Annotated in this window: 16 protein-coding genes and 1 tRNA gene; 13 read left to right on the top strand and 4 right to left on the bottom strand. The window is 64.4% G+C overall.

The window, feature by feature from the left end; translation table 11 throughout:
• Window positions 1–78: 78 nt before the first annotated feature.
• The 10 genes from CAL19_RS07075 (at window position 79) to CAL19_RS07030 (ending at window position 8631) form a co-directional block, all read left to right on the top strand.
• Window positions 79–154 (top strand) — tRNA-Ala (locus CAL19_RS07075).
• Window positions 155–457: 303 nt separating this feature from the next.
• A complete protein-coding gene (locus CAL19_RS07070; protein ID WP_094796365.1) occupies window positions 458–1639 on the top strand; it encodes an ABC transporter substrate-binding protein in 1182 nt (393 codons plus the stop codon).
• Window positions 1640–1762: 123 nt separating this feature from the next.
• Window positions 1763–2644: a branched-chain amino acid ABC transporter permease gene (locus CAL19_RS07065; protein ID WP_026638150.1), complete on the top strand. Its 882-nt coding sequence runs from the start codon at window positions 1763–1765 to the stop codon at window positions 2642–2644.
• A complete protein-coding gene (locus CAL19_RS07060) occupies window positions 2641–3594 on the top strand; it encodes a branched-chain amino acid ABC transporter permease (protein WP_026638151.1) in 954 nt (317 codons plus the stop codon). Before CAL19_RS07065 ends, CAL19_RS07060 begins: the two co-directional genes overlap by 4 nt.
• A complete protein-coding gene (locus CAL19_RS07055) occupies window positions 3572–4288 on the top strand; it encodes an ABC transporter ATP-binding protein (protein ID WP_094796364.1) in 717 nt (238 codons plus the stop codon). The genes CAL19_RS07060 and CAL19_RS07055 overlap by 23 nt, the downstream gene beginning before the upstream one ends.
• Window positions 4289–4294: 6 nt before the next feature.
• A complete protein-coding gene (locus CAL19_RS07050) occupies window positions 4295–5017 on the top strand; it encodes an ABC transporter ATP-binding protein (RefSeq protein WP_026638153.1) in 723 nt (240 codons plus the stop codon).
• Between the two features lie 47 nt (window positions 5018–5064).
• Window positions 5065–6450: an amidase gene (locus CAL19_RS07045; protein WP_094796363.1), complete on the top strand. Its 1386-nt coding sequence runs from the start codon at window positions 5065–5067 to the stop codon at window positions 6448–6450.
• Window positions 6451–6632: 182 nt separating this feature from the next.
• Window positions 6633–7322: a DUF3313 domain-containing protein gene (locus CAL19_RS07040; protein ID WP_051423602.1), complete on the top strand. Its 690-nt coding sequence runs from the start codon at window positions 6633–6635 to the stop codon at window positions 7320–7322.
• Between the two features lie 51 nt (window positions 7323–7373).
• On the top strand, window positions 7374–7853 hold the full coding sequence (locus tag CAL19_RS07035; protein WP_026638155.1) for a VOC family protein: 480 nt from the start codon (window positions 7374–7376) through the stop codon (window positions 7851–7853).
• 46 nt (window positions 7854–7899) lie between these two features.
• Window positions 7900–8631 carry an endonuclease gene (locus CAL19_RS07030; RefSeq protein ID WP_094796362.1) on the top strand — a complete coding sequence of 244 codons (732 nt, stop codon included), beginning with the start codon at window positions 7900–7902 and terminating at the stop codon, window positions 8629–8631.
• A 45-nt stretch (window positions 8632–8676) separates the two neighbouring features.
• Here the strand turns inward: CAL19_RS07030 and CAL19_RS19685 are convergent, their stop codons facing one another.
• From CAL19_RS19685 to CAL19_RS07020, 3 genes are all read right to left on the bottom strand, one after another.
• Complete coding sequence (locus CAL19_RS19685; protein ID WP_170940311.1) at window positions 8677–8847, bottom strand: hypothetical protein; 171 nt, start codon at window positions 8845–8847, stop codon at window positions 8677–8679.
• Window positions 8848–8861: 14 nt separating this feature from the next.
• On the bottom strand, window positions 8862–9947 hold the full coding sequence (locus tag CAL19_RS07025; protein WP_094796361.1) for a YeeE/YedE thiosulfate transporter family protein: 1086 nt from the start codon (window positions 9945–9947) through the stop codon (window positions 8862–8864).
• Between the two features lie 120 nt (window positions 9948–10067).
• Entirely contained in the window at window positions 10068–11009 is a 942-nt protein-coding gene (locus CAL19_RS07020) for a sulfurtransferase (protein ID WP_094796360.1), read from the bottom strand.
• A 250-nt stretch (window positions 11010–11259) separates the two neighbouring features.
• Between CAL19_RS07020 and CAL19_RS07015 the strand changes: the two genes are divergently transcribed.
• A complete protein-coding gene (locus CAL19_RS07015; RefSeq protein ID WP_094796359.1) occupies window positions 11260–12048 on the top strand; it encodes a YggS family pyridoxal phosphate-dependent enzyme in 789 nt (262 codons plus the stop codon).
• Window positions 12045–12881 (top strand): pyridoxine/pyridoxal/pyridoxamine kinase, encoded by an 837-nt coding sequence (gene pdxK / locus CAL19_RS07010; protein WP_094796358.1) that lies wholly within the window; start codon window positions 12045–12047, stop codon window positions 12879–12881. Before CAL19_RS07015 ends, pdxK begins: the two co-directional genes overlap by 4 nt.
• 36 nt (window positions 12882–12917) lie before the next feature.
• On the opposite strand, the gene CAL19_RS07005 is transcribed toward pdxK, so the two are convergent.
• The gene (locus CAL19_RS07005) at window positions 12918–13118 is read right to left on the bottom strand and encodes a hypothetical protein (RefSeq protein WP_026638160.1); all 201 of its coding nucleotides are present in this window, start codon (window positions 13116–13118) and stop codon (window positions 12918–12920) included.
• Window positions 13119–13627: 509 nt separating this feature from the next.
• Between CAL19_RS07005 and CAL19_RS07000 the strand changes: the two genes are divergently transcribed.
• Complete coding sequence (locus CAL19_RS07000) at window positions 13628–15502, top strand: ABC transporter ATP-binding protein (protein ID WP_094796357.1); 1875 nt, start codon at window positions 13628–13630, stop codon at window positions 15500–15502.
• Window positions 15503–15518 lie beyond the last annotated feature (16 nt).

The raw sequence follows: 15518 nt of genomic DNA, 5'->3' as shown, positions 1-15518 counted from the left end.
ACATCCGGCGCGCGGCCGGTTTGCGCCATATCCGTTTGCGGGGCTTTTGCAGAATATGCTATAGTTCCGCGCTCGATTGGGGCGGTAGCTCAGCTGGGAGAGCGTCGCGTTCGCAATGCGAAGGTCGGGAGTTCGATCCTCCTCCGCTCCACCAAAATTCCCAAGAAAAAGCCCGCTGGATTTGTCATCCAGCGGGCTTTTCTGTTTCGTGCGGTTGGCATCTGGCCGAGCCGCCACATGCGTATGGTTCGAGCTGTCCGCATTGTGAACACGATGCCGAATTCTGTATACGCTTCCGCATACAACTGTCTATATACTGGTTGCCCTAGCTACGACCCTGACAATCGCCAGGGTGCTTTCCGTACCGCCACCGCTTGCGCGCCATCGGAAGCCGAAGAAAGTGAATTGCCGCTCCACGCAGTGTTTGTGCAGTTGAAATTTTCTTTAGGGGAAAACCATGAAAGCTCACAACAGATTCATAAAAGGCAGTCTGGCGGCCGTCGTGTGCGCGTCCGCGCTTTCGATGCCCGCGCTTGCGCAGGTCAAGGTTGGCGTCATTAATAGTTTGTCAGGCAACTTCGCGGCTTTCGGGCAGCGGTACAACACGGGCATGCAGGTGGCCCTGGAAGAAATCAATGCCAACGGCGGCATCAACGGCCAAAAGCTCGAACTGATCGTCCAGGACGACCGCTCCGACGCACAGAGCGCCCTGGCGGCGGTGGAATCGCTGAACAAGCAAGGCGTGCCGCTGATCATAGGGTCGTATGCCTCGGGGATCACCGGCCCCATGTCCAAGCTGGCCTCACGCCAGAAGATCCCGCTGATCGTGCTGGGCAGCGCCGACGATTCGATCACCAAGCCCGGGTCGCCCTGGGTGTTTCGGGCCAAGCACAATTCCACCATCGTGGCGAATGTGTATTTCGATTACTTCGACTATTTGCGCAAGAGTAACGGCGACCTGAAGAAGATCGCCATCATGCACGGCAATGGGGCGTGGCCCACTTCGGTCAGCGAAGAAGGCGCGCGCCAGGCGGAAAAGCGGGGCTATAAAATCGTGGGCAAGCAGGCCTATGACCAGGGCACGACGGACTTCCGGCCGATACTGAACAAGTTTCGCGCCGACGAGCCCGACATTCTGCTGACGAGCTCGTATGCCGATGACGGCATCGCCATTGCCCGGCAAATCAAGGAAGTGGGCCTGAATGCCCAGGTGGTGGCCATCGATACGGCCTCGTCCATGATCAGCTTCATCCAGCAGGTGGGCCCGCAATCGGAGAACATCGTGTCGGCCGTAAGCTGGAGCCCGGACGTCAAGTACGAAGGCACGCCCGAACTCTATGAGCGCCTGAAGGCCAAGGCCAAGGAAGAACCTTCTTTCTACGAGGCCGAGGGTTACCTGGCGCTGACGGTCGCGGCCGACGCCCTGCGCCGCGCCAAATCGACCGACCGCGAAAAAGTGCGCGATGCTCTTGCCGGCACCGACCTCAAGACGCCCGTCACCGACGTGACGTTCAAGGATTACGACGGCTTCAAAGGCCAGAATCCGATCAAGAGCGTCATCATCCAGATCCAGGACGGCAAGCACGTCACGGTGTACCCCGACAACCTGGCTTCGCAGAAAGCCAAACTGTCGAACTGAAGGCGGGCTATTCCGCAGCCATGGTCACCTGCCGCGTTGCGGCCGCATGTGACCATGGCTGCCGATGCTCTATCGCATTCAACACGGCGGCCGGCGGCAGCCGGCCGGCGCAAGGGCCGCTAGATGGATTATGTTTCGTTTGTTCAGAACCTCTCTAACGGGGTGCTGATCGGGGCCGTGTACGCCCTGATAGGCGTGGGCCTGACCCTGGTGTTCGGCGTCATGCGCACGATCAACTTTGCCCACGGCGATTTTGTGGTGCTGGGCATGTATTTCGCGGTGCTGCTCAACGGCCTGTTCGGGTGGGACCCCTACCTGACGCTGGTCCCGGCCATTCCCTTGGGGTTCATCGTGGGCGCGCTGATGCAGAAACTGGTGCTGACCCGCGTGATCGACGCCAAGCCCGAAACCATGATGCTGGCCACCCTGGGCATTTCCCTGGTGATTGCCAACCTGCTGCTGCTGACGTTCGGCGGCGAGCCGAAATCGGTCAACGTTGCGTACGCCGCAAGTACGCTGGCACTGGGCAATATCCGCATTTCCATCGTGCTGTTGTTGGCTGGCCTGGCCACCGTCGCGGTTATCGCCAGCCTGTATCTGCTGCTGAACCGTACCGAGATCGGACGCGCCATCAAGGCCACCGCCGAAAACCGGCTCGGCGCGGAGCTGGTCGGCATCAATACCAAGCGCATGCAGGCCATCGTGTTCGGCCTGGGCATGGCGCTCGCCGTCACCGCGGGTGTGGCGCTGATCCCTCTGCTGTTCGCCTCGCCGGTCACCACGGGCGCGCTGTTCACCCTCAAGGCTTTCGTGGTCACCGTGCTGGGCGGGCTCGGCAACATTGGCGCCGCCATCATCGGCGGCCTGCTGCTGGGCGTGGTCGAGGTGCTGGGGGCCTCTTACCTGGATTCGGCATATCGCGACGCCTACGGGCTGGTGGCGTTCCTGGTGGTGCTGCTGGTCAAGCCCGAAGGTCTCTTTGGCAAAACGGTGAAACGGGTATGAGCAAGCAAGTATTGATTCTGGCCGCGCTGATCGTCGCGGCAGCCTGCTACCCCGCGACGGGCTCGGCCTACATCACGGTCGGGATCTCTGTGTTGCTGTTCACCGGGTGGGCAACGTCGTGGAATATTCTTGGCGGCTGGGCGGGCCAGCTCAGCCTGGGACATGCCAGCTTTGTGGGCCTGGGCGCCTATTTCGTGGCGATCGGGGCATCGCAGTTCGGCTGGGCGCCCTGGTGGTCCGTTCTGCTGGCCATGGGCGTGGCAGCAATCATGGCGCTTGTATGGGGTGGACTGACGTTCGGGCTGCGCGGCCCCTACTTCGCGCTGTCCACTATCGCCATTGCCGAAATTCTGCGGCTGGTCGCCATCAACGAAGGCTGGCTTACCGGTGGAGCCTCGGGCGTGTTCATCGACACCTTGCCCGAACCTTTCGGCGTGGACCTGTTCGACAAGACCACGCAGTATTACCTGGCCCTGGCCTACGCCGCGATCACGCTGGCCGTGGTGGTGTTCATTTCCCGGCGCAGGTTCGGCTTCCAGCTCAAGGCCGTGCGCGACAACGAAGAGGCCGCGATGGCCGCCGGCATCAATCCCACCGCAGTCAAGCTGAAAGCCTTCGTGCTGTCGGGCATGCTGACCGCGCTGGGCGGCGGCGTCTACGGGATATTCCTGTCGTTTATCGAGCCGCACATCATATTCAACCTGTTGTTATCCGTGCAGATTGCGCTGACGGTCATCATCGGCGGACGCGGCACGATCTGGGGGCCGGCCGTGGGCGCCGCGCTGTTGGTGATATCGGGAGAAGTCTTTCGCACGGCCTTTGCGCAAGCCAATATGCTGGTCTATGGGGTGCTGATACTGGTGGTGATCCTGCTGCTGCCGCGCGGCATCATGGGCGAATATGTGTACAAGCTGACCAGGAAGAAATATGCAAACCGTGCTCAGGGCTGACAACATCAAGGTGCAGTTCGGCGGGCTGGTGGCAGTCAACGATGTTTCGTTGGCCTTGAACCAGGGGCAGATACTGGGCCTGATCGGCCCGAATGGCGCCGGCAAATCTACGCTGTTCAACGCCATTACCGGGTTTGCCCCGGTAGCTGCGGGCACGGTCACTTTCATGGAACACGATGTGACGCGCCTGCCGCCCTACGTGCGCACGCGCCTGGGTATGGGCCGCACGTTCCAGACCGACCGGCCCTATGAAGAAATGACCGTGCTGGAAAATGTACTTGTCGCGGCGTTCCTGAAGCACCCGCGGCGCAAAGACGCCGAAGGCGTGGCGCGGGCTGCGCTGCAACGCGTGGGGTTGGCGGATCGGGCCGACCAGCTCACCACCGACCTGAACCTGGCCCGCCTGCGTCGCCTGGAACTGGCCAAGGCGTTGGCACTGGAGCCGCGCATTCTCTTCCTGGACGAGATCATGGCGGGGTTGAACCCTCCGGCCCTGAAAGAAATGATTGCGCTGCTGCGCACCCTGACGGCCACGGGGGTTTCCATCGTGATGGTCGAGCACATCATGGAAGCCATCATTCAGCTGGCCGATCACGTCATTGTGCTGGCCAGCGGAAACAAGATTGCGGAAGGCGCGGCCACCGATGTCATCCATGACGAGAATGTCATCGAAGCTTACCTGGGCACGGACTGAAAGCACATGATCGATGAAGACATCATATTGACGGTCGAAGATATCGACCTGGGTTATGGCGCGTTACAGGTGGTCTTTGGCGTATCGCTCGTCATCAGGAAAAACGAGCTGGTTGGCCTGGTGGGCGGCAACGGCAGCGGCAAGTCGACCATCCTGCGCGCCGTGTCCGGCATGATCCGGCCCTGGAAGGGGCGGATCATGTTCAAGGGCGAAGACATCGCCGGCCTGGCGCCGCACCAGATGGCCGAGCGCGGCCTGGCGCACGTGCCCATGGGCCGGCAGTTGTTTCCCAACCTCAGCGTCAAAGACAACATCCTGCTGGGGGCATACCTGCCGCGCCTGCGCGCCAACAGAAAGGCCAGCCTGGACCGCGTGTTCTCGCTGTTTCCGGACGTCGAAAAATTCGCCAGTTCGCCGGCCGGATCGCTATCGGGCGGCCAGCAGCAAATGGTGGCCATCGGCCGCGCGCTGATGCTGGAGCCCCGCCTGCTGATCATGGATGAACCCAGCCTGGGCCTGTCGCCGCTGTATGTGAAACAAGTCATGCAGACCATTAGACGCGTCGCGGACCTGGGGTTTCCGGTATTGCTGGTCGAACAGAATATCAAGCAGGTGCTGCAATGCAGCGACCGCGCCTATGTGCTGGAGAACGGGCGCCTGGTGCTGGACGGCCCGTCGAAGATGCTGGAAGGCCACCCCATGATCAGAAAGGCCTATCTGGGCCTCTAGGCCCTGCGGCCGGCAAGTATGGAAGGTTATTTTCGGAGAATGACATCATGAGCGATTTACCGGTGGATCCTTTCGCGGCGGGGGGCCTGGAGGCGTTTGCGGCGGAATTCCGTGCGGGGCGGGTGACTTCGGAAGCGGTTACGCGGGCGTATCTCGAACGCATCGAAAAACTGGATGCCCGGCTGGGCGCGTTCGAATCGGTGGCCGCCGACAGCGCCATCGCCACCGCGCGAGCCATGGACGCCTTGATCAAGACGGGCGCCGACCTGGGGCCGCTGATGGGCGTGCCCATCGCCATCAAGGATGTGTTCGTGATTTCCGGCATGCCCGCGCCGCGCGTGGGCTCCAACATGGAGCTGCCCGATATCCTGGGCGCTTCGGAAGCGATATTCATCCAGGCGCTGCGCCGCGCCGGCTGCGTGTTCCTGGGGCAGACCAAGGCAGTCGAACTATGCCTGGGCATCACCGGCCATTCCAGCCCGCGCGGCACGCCCTGGAACCCTGCGGACATGCAGCAACAGCGCGCCCCGGGCGGATCGAGCTCGGGCTCGGGCGTGGCGATGGGCGCCGGCCTGTGTGCGTTGGCCATCGGCACGGATTCGGGCGGTTCGGTGCGCGTGCCGGCCGCCTTCAACGGTATGTTCGGCATCAAGACTACGGTGGGCCTGTGGCCCACGGACGGCGCATTTCCGCTGGACCCGCGTGTCGATTCCATCGGATTGATCACGCGCACAGCCAAAGACGCCCTGCTGGCCTTCGACACGATTTCGTCAATACTGTTCGGATACCAATACGACACCCGGCCTTCCATGCCCCGCCTGGATCGGCTTTGCCTGGGCGTGCCCACCAACCATTTCGGCGACAACCTTGATGTGCAGATAGGCGACGCATTCCATCGCGCCAATGAGCGTCTGCGCAAAAACGGCTGCCTGCTGCAAGACATCGTGGTTCCCGAGGCGCCCGAACGCGCCGGCTACTTTCCGGTATCCATGCCGGCGTCATTGTTGTCCATACTGGGCAAAGACCGCTACCTGGCGCAGAAAGACCTGATGGATCCGGTGATCGCCCGGCGCGTCGAATCCGGGCTGGAAGCCAAGGCGTACGAGTTCCTGGCGCTGGAAGACAAGCGCACCAAGAGCCGCGCGTCAGCCGCGCGGCGATTCGCAGGCTACGACGCCTGGGTCAGCCCCACCACCGCCGATTTTCCGCCACTCTTGTCCGACCTGGCCGACCCCGACAAAGGCCTGCGCCTGGCCTTGGGCATGACGCAGAACACCCAGCCCGCCAACTACCTTGGCCTGTGCGCGGCGTCGCTACCCCTGCCGGTGGACGGATTGCCCATCGGCTATCAGTTGATGGGCGCGCCGAACAATGACCGGCGACTGCTGGAAATCGCCGTTGAAGTAGAAAAAGCCCTTGCGGCGCCGCTGTAATAGAACTGTCGGTACGCACGCACTGCCGCTTGCGTGGCCGGCTTGCCCGGCGTAGCCGCCGGCAACCGCGGCGGCCATTGCTGACCGGCGGCGGACGCAGTACGCTCTTTGCCTGCGCTGCCCGCGCCACAGGCGCGGGTAGCGATGCCGCAATTCATTTCCGCCCACCCTAGGAGCAATCGATGAAGAAAATCAACAAGACACTGCGCACGCTCGGCCTTGCCGTATGCGCCTCGGCCCTGCTGGCGGCCTGCAGCACGCCGGCGCCCAAGCAATCGGGCTTCTTGTCGGATTACTCCCAGCTGCGCAAGGCTCCGGCTCCCGGTGGTGGCACCCGCCTGGCTTACCTGAACCCCAACTTCACGGCAGACCGCTACCAGGCGGTGTGGCTGGACCGGGTGGTGTTCTACCCGCAGCCGCAGCCCACGCAGGACGTATCCGCCCAGACGCTGGAACAGATCCGCGCGAACGTGGAGCAAGCGTTGCGCCAGAAAATCGGCGAGCAGGTGCGGCTGGCCGACCATGCCGGGGCGGGCGTGGCGCGCGTCAGCGTCGCGATCACCGCCGTAGGCGCCGAGACCGAATCGCTCAAGGCCTATCAGTACATTCCCGTCGCACTGGTGCTTACGGGCGCCAAGGCCGCGCTTGAAGGCGGCCGCCCGCGCGAAGCGTCCATTGCTATAGAGACACGCGTGGTCGACAGCGTGACCAACGAACTGCTGTATGCCGCGGTGCGCGGGGGCACCGGCGAACAGGTGGCCAACGCGGCGCAGGGGCAAGCGGGCGTGCAGCCATCCAGCCTGCAGCCCCTGATCGACGAATGGACCACCGGGGCCGCCGGCGAAATTCACAAATATGTGAAAGCAAAGTAAACGCGCACCTGGGGGAAGCGGCGCGTTCATCCACACGTACTGGAGATCACCATGCCCAGCAAAAACACGATCTGCCTGTGGTACGACGGCGCGGCGCTGGACGCCGCGACCTTCTACGCCGCGACCTTTCCCCACAGCAGCGTAGACGCGGTCCTGCATGCGCCGGCCGACTATCCGGCCGGACGCGAAGGCGACGTGCTGACCGTCGAGTTCACGGTCATGGGTACGCCATGCCTGGGGTTGAACGGTGGGCCGGGCGTCAGCCATAACGAAGCGTTCTCGTTCCTGGTGTCTACCGAAGACCAGGCCGAGACCGATCGTCTGTGGAACGCCATAGTGGGCAATGGCGGACGCGAGAACGCCTGCGGGTGGTGTCAGGACAAATGGGGCATATCGTGGCAGATTGCGCCCCGCGTGCTGCTGGACGCCATCAAAGACCCCGACCGCGCGGCCGCCCGGCGCGCGTTCCTGGCCATGATGGACATGACCAAGATCGACATCGCCGCCATCGAGGCCGCTCGGCGCGGCTGACGCGGCAAGGCGGCGCGCGCGGGCGCGTCCGGTACACTGCCGGCCTATGAAGTTGGCCGTACTATTGTTTTCCGCAACGTTTGCCGCATTCCCGCCGCCCACCCAAGCCGCCGCCGAACTGGTAACCCGCGCTTCGGCAACGGGTCATCGCGACTATCAGCATGCCAAGCAAGTCCTGCCGCGCGTCCATGGTTCATCCGGCTCGACGTTCTATTGCGGCTGCCCCTATCGCGGCAAATCGATCGACCTGCGCGCGTGCGGCTACACCATACGCAAAGATGCCAGCCGCGCGCGGCGCGTGGAATGGGAGCACATCGTTCCGGCCTGGGCCATCGGCCACCAGCGGCAATGCTGGCAGCGCGGGGGACGCAAGCACTGCAGCGCCACCGATGCGGCCTTTCGCAAGGCCGAAGGCGACCTGCACAACCTGGTGCCGGCCATCGGCGAACTCAACAACGACCGCAGCAACTTCCGCTACACCGTGTGGGACAACCAGCCGCGCATGTACGGGCAATGCCAGATGGTGGTGGACTTCAAGGGGCGCCGGGCGCAGCCGCCGCAGCGCGCACGCGGCGCAATCGCGCGCGCGACCTTCTACATGGTGGAAACCTACCGCCTGAATCTCAGCGCACAGGAACGGCGCCTGTATTGCGTGTGGGCGCGCACCTACCCCGTTACCGAGCAAGAGCGCGTGCGCGACCGCAAGATCCAAGCGATACAGGGCAACAGCAACCGCTACGTGAGCGACCCGGGCGCCATAGCGGCGCAGTGCGGATAACGGCCGCGCGGGGCCCGTTGCAGGTACCCCGGGCCGCGCACGGCGCTAGAACGTCGAGGCGCAGTGTCCGCCTACGGGCGCCTGGCCCGATCCCGCCGCGATCAGCGGCGGCTCGTGGCGCACATTCACGGGGTCGGACACGGCCCAGTCCCAACTGAAGAAGGCGGCCAGCGCCAGCCAGAACCCCACGGCCAGCCACGATACTTTTTTCGTCATGATGCAGGCTCCGGTCAAAATGCGTAATGGCGGCGGATGCGCACACCGATCAGGGACCCGCAGAACGCCACCGGCACCCAGATCCAGCCGTGCAGGCTGCCGGTGGAAATGCCACTGACCATCGCGCCGATATTGCAGCCGAATGCAAGGCGCGAGCTGTATCCCAGCAGAAAGCCCGCGATGATGCCGACTACCCATTGCCGGGTTGTCAGCGGTGTGCGCTCGTCCGACGAGGCTGACTTCCTGGCGGTAATGAACAGCGCGCCCGCGAGAATCCCGATATTGGTGATGGAAGTCACGTCCAGGAACACGGACTGCGACAGGTTCGACATGTTGACCGGCTGGCTCCAGAAGGGATTGGCGCCCGCGTCGAACAGACCCGCCGCGGTCGCGACCTTCGCTGCCCATAAACCGAAGCCGTAAACCACGCCCCACGGCTGGCCGGCGATCAGCAGATTCAGCATCGCCAGCACGGCCAGCAGGATGGCGCCGATGAGCAGGCGGCGGCTGAACCAGTTGGCGCCCTTGCCTGCCCAGGCGCGGGCGGCGAGCCCCAGCAACAACAGTCCGGCCAGCGTCAGGCCAAAGGCCTGCCACGGACCGAAACTGGCCACCAGGCCCACCGGGCGCGTCGCGCCCAGCTGCAGCCACAGGTCAAGTTGGGCCGAACCCAGGAAACTGCCGATCGCGAAGACGGGCAATATCACCATGTTCAACGGCACACCCATGCCGGCCTTGTACAGAGTGCCCGAGCCGCAGCCGTCGGCCACTTGCATGGCTGCGCCGAATACAAAGGCGCCGATCAACAGGCTGACGCTGGGCGGCCCTAGCGCAGCGCCCAGGTCGGTGGGAAACATGGCCAGCAGGGGCATGGACATTGCCGCGGCAAGCGCCAGCAACAGCAGCTGCGCCATGACGCCGCTGGGGTCGCGCTGCTCGATCAGGCGGCGCCAGCCGGTGGTGAAGCCGAAGCGCGCGCCGGCAAGCACGGCGCCCATGCCTATGCCAACCAGAAAAAGCACCGCCTGGCGCAGCGATACGAACCAGGCCAGGGCCAGAAAAAAGGCGGCCAACAGGGCCGCTAGCGGGAATCGGGTCATGAAAGAGTGCTGCGTCGTCGCGTATTGGAATAATGGATAGGATTCAAGACGCCCCGGGCCGCGGGCGCGAGGCGCACGGCGCGGGGCGGGGCGCAATGCGCGCCCGCCATCGTCAGCGGATCAGCTGACCAGGTCTTTCAGGCTTTTCAGGATCTGCTGCCCACGGCTGGGCACGTTGTCCATGGGCAGCGCCTCCGGCGCCTGCGTCCATTCGGCCAGCGACGCAGGATAAAGCGTCACGTTCTTCTGCCCCACCACTTCCGACAGGGCAAACCAGTCGGTCGCGGCCCAATGCCCGGTGTTGCAGAACGAAATGGTCTCGTCGGCCGGATCGGGCAGCGATTGCGCGGCGATGGCCTTGGCTTCTTCCGCGGAAACGAAGATAGCGGTGCCGGGCTTGAACCATTTGCTGTGTTCAAGGTTGAGCGCCGAACGAATCGTGCCAGGCACCTTGGCTGTAGGCGCCTTCACTTCGCCGCGGAAGAAATTGGACGGCCGAGCGTCCACCAGTTGTACCCGCGGGTTGTCGATCTGGGCCAGCACATGTTCTTGCGTAGCGATCAGCGATGTGTTGAGCGCCGGCTGGAAGCTGGTGGCGGCAACCGAGGGAACCGCCTGGTCCTGCGGCAGCCCGGCATCGGCCCAGGCCTTGGCGCCGCCGTTCAGGATCGACAGCTCGGACAGCCCCAGATATTTCAGGGTCCAGTACACCCGCGCGGCAGCGCCGAAATCGGTCTGGTCGGCCCCGGTGGACACGACCACCGTATGCACGTTCTTGTCGATGCCCAGATTGCGGACCAGATCGGCCAGCTTGTCGGTGGGGGGCAATTGGCCGGGACTATCGGCCGGCCCGCGCCACTGCGCGTACGGGGCGGAGACTGCGCCCGGGATGTGGTTGGCCGAATAGTCAGCCGCCGAGCGGATGTCGACAATACGCACGGTCGGCGACGTGCGCAGATCGTTCAGCTCTGCTGGTGTGAGCAAGGGTGCCGCGGCCTGGGCGCCAAAGGCGGCGCCGGTAGCCAGCGCAGCGGCGGCGAACAGTCGGAAAAAGGGCTTCATAGGGGTCGCACCACGAAAGAAACTAGCCTGGACTGGATTCTTTCATTATTCATATATATAAGAAAATAATATTTAATCATTTTTATATATATAAAAGTACGTACCCCGGCGCCCTGGAAGGTGCCCACCTTTCAGCGGCGGGGCGGTGGCGCAATGCCGGCCTTCCTTGATGGAGCCGGCTCGACGGGCTGCCGCAACTGGGGCATGCTGATATCTCTTTGCGCCAGCCGCGCAACAATCGACCCACGCCATGAACCTGCATCACACTTCCGCTTATCCGAGCGCCGTCTCGCTGGCCGATTTCCGTCGCAACCTTGCGCGGGTACGCGACAACATCGCGGCCGCCTGCCAGCGCGCCGGGCGCGATCCGGCCGACGTGCGCCTGCTGCCCGTCAGTAAAACCGTGGACGAGGCGCGTATCCGCCTGGCCTACGCCGCGGGCTGCCGCGAACTCGGCGAAAACAAGGTCCAGGAAGCGCACGCCAAATGGGAAGCCATGGCCGACCTGCCAGACCTGCGCTGGGCCGTCATCGGCCACCTGCAGACCAACAAGGCAAAGCTCGTGGCGCGTTTTGCCAGCGAGTTCCAGGCACTGGACAGCCTGCGCGTGGCCGAAGCGCTGGATCGCCGGCTCCAGGCCGAAGGGCGCGCGCTCGATGTCTACGTGCAGATCAATACATCGGGTGAAGCCAGCAAGTTCGGCCTGGCCCCCCAGGACGCCGCCGCGTTCGTGCGGCAATTGCCCGCCTACGCCAGCTTGCGGGTGCGCGGCTTGATGACCCTGGCCCTGTTCTCGCCCGACCCCGCCCTGGTTCGACCCTGCTTCGTGCGCCTGCGCGAACTGCGCGACCGGCTGCGCCAGGAGGCGCCCGCCGGCATCTACCTTGGCCAGCTGTCCATGGGCATGTCGGGCGACTACGAGCTGGCCATCGAAGAAGGCGCCACCACGGTGCGCGTCGGCCAGGCCATCTTCGGCGCGCGCGCCCTGCCCGACAGCCACTATTGGCCCGGTTTCGCAACGTCCGGCGCACAGCCATGAACTTCGCTGCGCCGCTGCGTCCGCTGCCCGTCGATGTGGTATCGATACAGTCGCAGGTCGTCTACGGTCACGTCGGCAACAACGCGGCGGTACCCACCCTGCAGGCCATGGGCATGCGCGTGGCGGCCGTGCCCACGGTCATCCTGAGCAACACGCCGCACTATCCCACCCTGCACGGCGGCACCGTACCTGCCGACTGGTTCGCGGGGTACCTGCAAGACCTGTTCGCGCGCGACGTCCTGGCCCACGTTCGGGCAGTGCTGGTGGGCTTCCTGGGCGCCGCCGAGCAGACCGCCGTGCTCGCCGAATGGCTGGGGCAGGCGCTGCGTACCCGCCCCACCCTGCGCGTGCATATCGACCCCGTCATGGGCGACTTCGACCACGGCGCATACACCGACCCCGCGCTTGCGCGGGCCTGGCGCTCGCTGCTGCCGCATGCCCACGGCCTGACGCCCAACCACTTCGAACTCGAGCAATTGGCTGGAGGCCCCCTGCACACGATGGACGACGTGCACAATGCCGCGTCCGGATTGCTGGGCCCGACCACGCAGTGGGTAGTGGTAACCAGCGCGGCGCCGCGCCAATGGCCGTCGGGCCAGATGCACGTGGCGCTGGTTACACGCGCCCAGCGGCGCGTGTACAGCCACGCACAGATTCCCTGCGCCGCGAAGGGTGTGGGCGACCTGTTCGCTGCGCGCCTGGCCGGACACCTGCTGACGGGCATGCCCGTCGAAACAGCCGTCGACCACGCATGCCGGCATGTCGTTGCAGTACTGCGCGACACGGCAGCCCGCGGCTGGCAAGAACTGGCATTGCCGCTCGGGCGGGCCTGACCGCACCCGTCTGTCGGCCGCGCAACACGGCTCTTGCTACGCAGGCAATTCGCTGCGAGCACGCTCGATCAGGATATCGGCCTGGCGCCGCACGTCGTCTTCCACGCGACGCAGCACCATCCATTCTTCATACCGCGCGGGCTCCAGCACGTTGTGCGCTTCGTAGAAGTCCATTACCGCGGTATGAGCCTCGTGCCACAGACGCATGGCGGCTTGCACATCGTTAATGTCGGTCATGGCGCACTCCTTATGTGGGCAACGAAGCCGCGGCTTCGCAAGTTGTGTACCCATGCTGCCGGCATTCAGCGTACAACGGTGGCGCGCCGCCGGCGCACAGAAAATTGCAACATCGTCGGCCGGACGTCATACACAACGGCATACAGGCTGCACGCGCGCGGACGCATCTACGGGATATTGCCAATGGCAATTCTGCCCTGATAAGATTCGCGCTCGGGCCGCATCCGGCTCACCTTTTTTCCGTTGTCTTTCCTTTCTTCCACCGGGAGGCGTTCGATGTCCGCAGTTCGTACCGCATCCCCCAGCGTGGCCGCGCAACGACACCATTAAGTCGTTGCTGGCGCTGGGCCGCCTGCTAGTCCTACCTGGCACGTAAGCCGCGCTTACGGCTGGCCCTCGCCTATCCCTCAGTCACTTCGTTCGTGCGCGCCGGCAATGCCGGCGCCGAACGGCCTGTTTCCTACGCTTTCCACCGGAGTCCTGGCGCCTGCGCGCCGGGCGCATGACAAATGGTTCGAAGAAAAATCGACTTTCGAGGACAAGCCTTCAAGGATGTCCTGGGCTTTACGTTCCGTCACTGGCGCGAGCAGCCGTGGCGCATCACGCTGACTATCCTGCTGGTGTTGCTTTCGGCGGTCGCCGACGTCCTGACCCCCATGTATGCCGGACGGTTGATCGATGCGGTCGCCTCGGGCGGCGGCGCGGGCGCGGCCTGGGATCGCGCCGCCACGGCGTTCTGGATATTGGCCGGGCTGGGGCTGGGCACTACGGTGTTGTTGCAGCTGGTTTACTTCAACGTCATCGGCCTGACGCTGAAGATGATGAGCGTCGTGGCAGCGCGGGCATTTCATCGCGTGCAACGCCTGTCTACCGACTGGCATGCCAACAGCTTCGCAGGATCGACGGTGCGCAAGGTCACGCGCGGCATGTGGGCGCTGGATCTGCTCAACGACACGATACTGATCGCCTTGCTGCCATCCGTGGCCATGCTGGCGGGCGCCACGTTGGTGCTGGGCTGGCACTGGCCGGTGATGGGGGCGGTGGTCGGCCTGGGCTCGCTGACATATGTACTGGTCACTGCGGCCCTTTCTCTGGGTTTCGTCGCCCCGGCCGCGCGGCTGGGCAATGCATGGGACACGCGACTGGGCGGAGCGTTGGCCGACGCCATTACGTGCAATGCAGTGGTCAAGGCCTTTGGCGCCGAGCATCGCGAAGAAGCGCGGCTGGGCACGGTGCTTGGCAAATGGCGCAACCGTACGCGCCGCGGCTGGGTGCGCGGATCCGTCAACGGCGGCGTGCAGGGCCTGATGCTGGCGGCCCTGCTGGTGGCCATCCTGGGCTCGTCGCTGCTGTTGTGGCGCCAGGGCCGGGCCAGCGTGGGCGACATTACGTTCGCGCTGACCATGTTCTTCATCCTGCAGGGATACCTGCGCGACATCGGCATGCACATCCGCAACTTGCAGCGGTCGGTAAACGACATGGAAGAACTGGTATGGCTTCATGCCCAGCCCCTGGGGGTGGCCGACGCGCCCGGCGCGCGGCCCATCGTCATTGAACGCGGCGACATCCGCTTCGAACACGTGGACTTTCGCTACGGCTCGCACCTGACCCCGCTATACGAAGGCCTGACGGCGCATATCGCGGCGGGCGAGCGCGTAGGGCTGGTGGGGCATTCGGGCTCGGGCAAGACCACTTTCATCAAGCTTCTTCAGCGGCTGTACGACATCAATGGCGGACGGATCATGATTGACGGCCAGAACATCGCGCAGGTCCAGCAGGCCTCGTTGCGCAGCCAGATCGCCATCGTGCAGCAGGAGCCGGTGCTGTTTCACCGCACGCTGGCCGAAAACATCGCCTACGCGCGGCCCGGCGCCACTCGTGCGGAAATCGAACGCGCGGCGCGCCTGGCCAGCGCGCACGACTTCATCATGGCGCTGCCCAAGGGCTACGAAACGCTGGTGGGCGAACGTGGCGTGAAATTGTCGGGCGGCGAACGCCAGCGCGTGGCGCTGGCGCGCGCCTTCCTGGCGGATGCGCCCATACTGATCCTGGATGAAGCAACCTCCAGCCTGGACAGCGAAAGCGAGCGCCTGATCCAGCAAGCCATGGAGCGCCTGATGGCCGGACGCACCACGCTGGTGGTCGCGCACCGCCTGTCTACCGTACGGGCAATGGACCGCCTGCTGGTATTCGATAAAGGCCGCATCGCCGAAACCGGCAGTCACGCAGAGTTGCTGCAGCGCGATGGCGGGCTCTACCGCCGCCTGCTGGAACTGCAGGCGCTGGACTACCGCGCCAGCGAAATCACTGATGACGCCACGCCGCCGCCAGCGGCCGCCGGCTGGGACGCCCCGCGCAATGCGGCCATGCCGGCCACCGGCTGAATAAATGGATATCCGA

This window comes from Bordetella genomosp. 7, from assembly GCF_002261265.1.
Classification (GTDB): Bacteria; Pseudomonadota; Gammaproteobacteria; order Burkholderiales; family Burkholderiaceae_B; genus Bordetella_A.
This window is presented reverse-complemented; position numbering and strand designations above follow the sequence as displayed.

Coding starts and splice junctions, on each gene's coding strand:
- CAL19_RS07070 (WP_094796365.1), top strand. CDS start 458: ATGAAAGCTCACAACAGATTCATAAAAGGCAGTCTGGCGGCCGTCGTG.
- CAL19_RS07065 (WP_026638150.1), top strand. CDS start 1,763: ATGGATTATGTTTCGTTTGTTCAGAACCTCTCTAACGGGGTGCTGATC.
- CAL19_RS07060 (WP_026638151.1), top strand. CDS start 2,641: ATGAGCAAGCAAGTATTGATTCTGGCCGCGCTGATCGTCGCGGCAGCC.
- CAL19_RS07055 (WP_094796364.1), top strand. CDS start 3,572: ATGCAAACCGTGCTCAGGGCTGACAACATCAAGGTGCAGTTCGGCGGG.
- CAL19_RS07050 (WP_026638153.1), top strand. CDS start 4,295: ATGATCGATGAAGACATCATATTGACGGTCGAAGATATCGACCTGGGT.
- CAL19_RS07045 (WP_094796363.1), top strand. CDS start 5,065: ATGAGCGATTTACCGGTGGATCCTTTCGCGGCGGGGGGCCTGGAGGCG.
- CAL19_RS07040 (WP_051423602.1), top strand. CDS start 6,633: ATGAAGAAAATCAACAAGACACTGCGCACGCTCGGCCTTGCCGTATGC.
- CAL19_RS07035 (WP_026638155.1), top strand. CDS start 7,374: ATGCCCAGCAAAAACACGATCTGCCTGTGGTACGACGGCGCGGCGCTG.
- CAL19_RS07030 (WP_094796362.1), top strand. CDS start 7,900: ATGAAGTTGGCCGTACTATTGTTTTCCGCAACGTTTGCCGCATTCCCG.
- CAL19_RS19685 (WP_170940311.1), bottom strand. CDS start 8,847: ATGACGAAAAAAGTATCGTGGCTGGCCGTGGGGTTCTGGCTGGCGCTG.
- CAL19_RS07025 (WP_094796361.1), bottom strand. CDS start 9,947: ATGACCCGATTCCCGCTAGCGGCCCTGTTGGCCGCCTTTTTTCTGGCC.
- CAL19_RS07020 (WP_094796360.1), bottom strand. CDS start 11,009: ATGAAGCCCTTTTTCCGACTGTTCGCCGCCGCTGCGCTGGCTACCGGC.
- CAL19_RS07015 (WP_094796359.1), top strand. CDS start 11,260: ATGAACCTGCATCACACTTCCGCTTATCCGAGCGCCGTCTCGCTGGCC.
- pdxK (WP_094796358.1), top strand. CDS start 12,045: ATGAACTTCGCTGCGCCGCTGCGTCCGCTGCCCGTCGATGTGGTATCG.
- CAL19_RS07005 (WP_026638160.1), bottom strand. CDS start 13,118: ATGACCGACATTAACGATGTGCAAGCCGCCATGCGTCTGTGGCACGAG.
- CAL19_RS07000 (WP_094796357.1), top strand. CDS start 13,628: ATGGTTCGAAGAAAAATCGACTTTCGAGGACAAGCCTTCAAGGATGTC.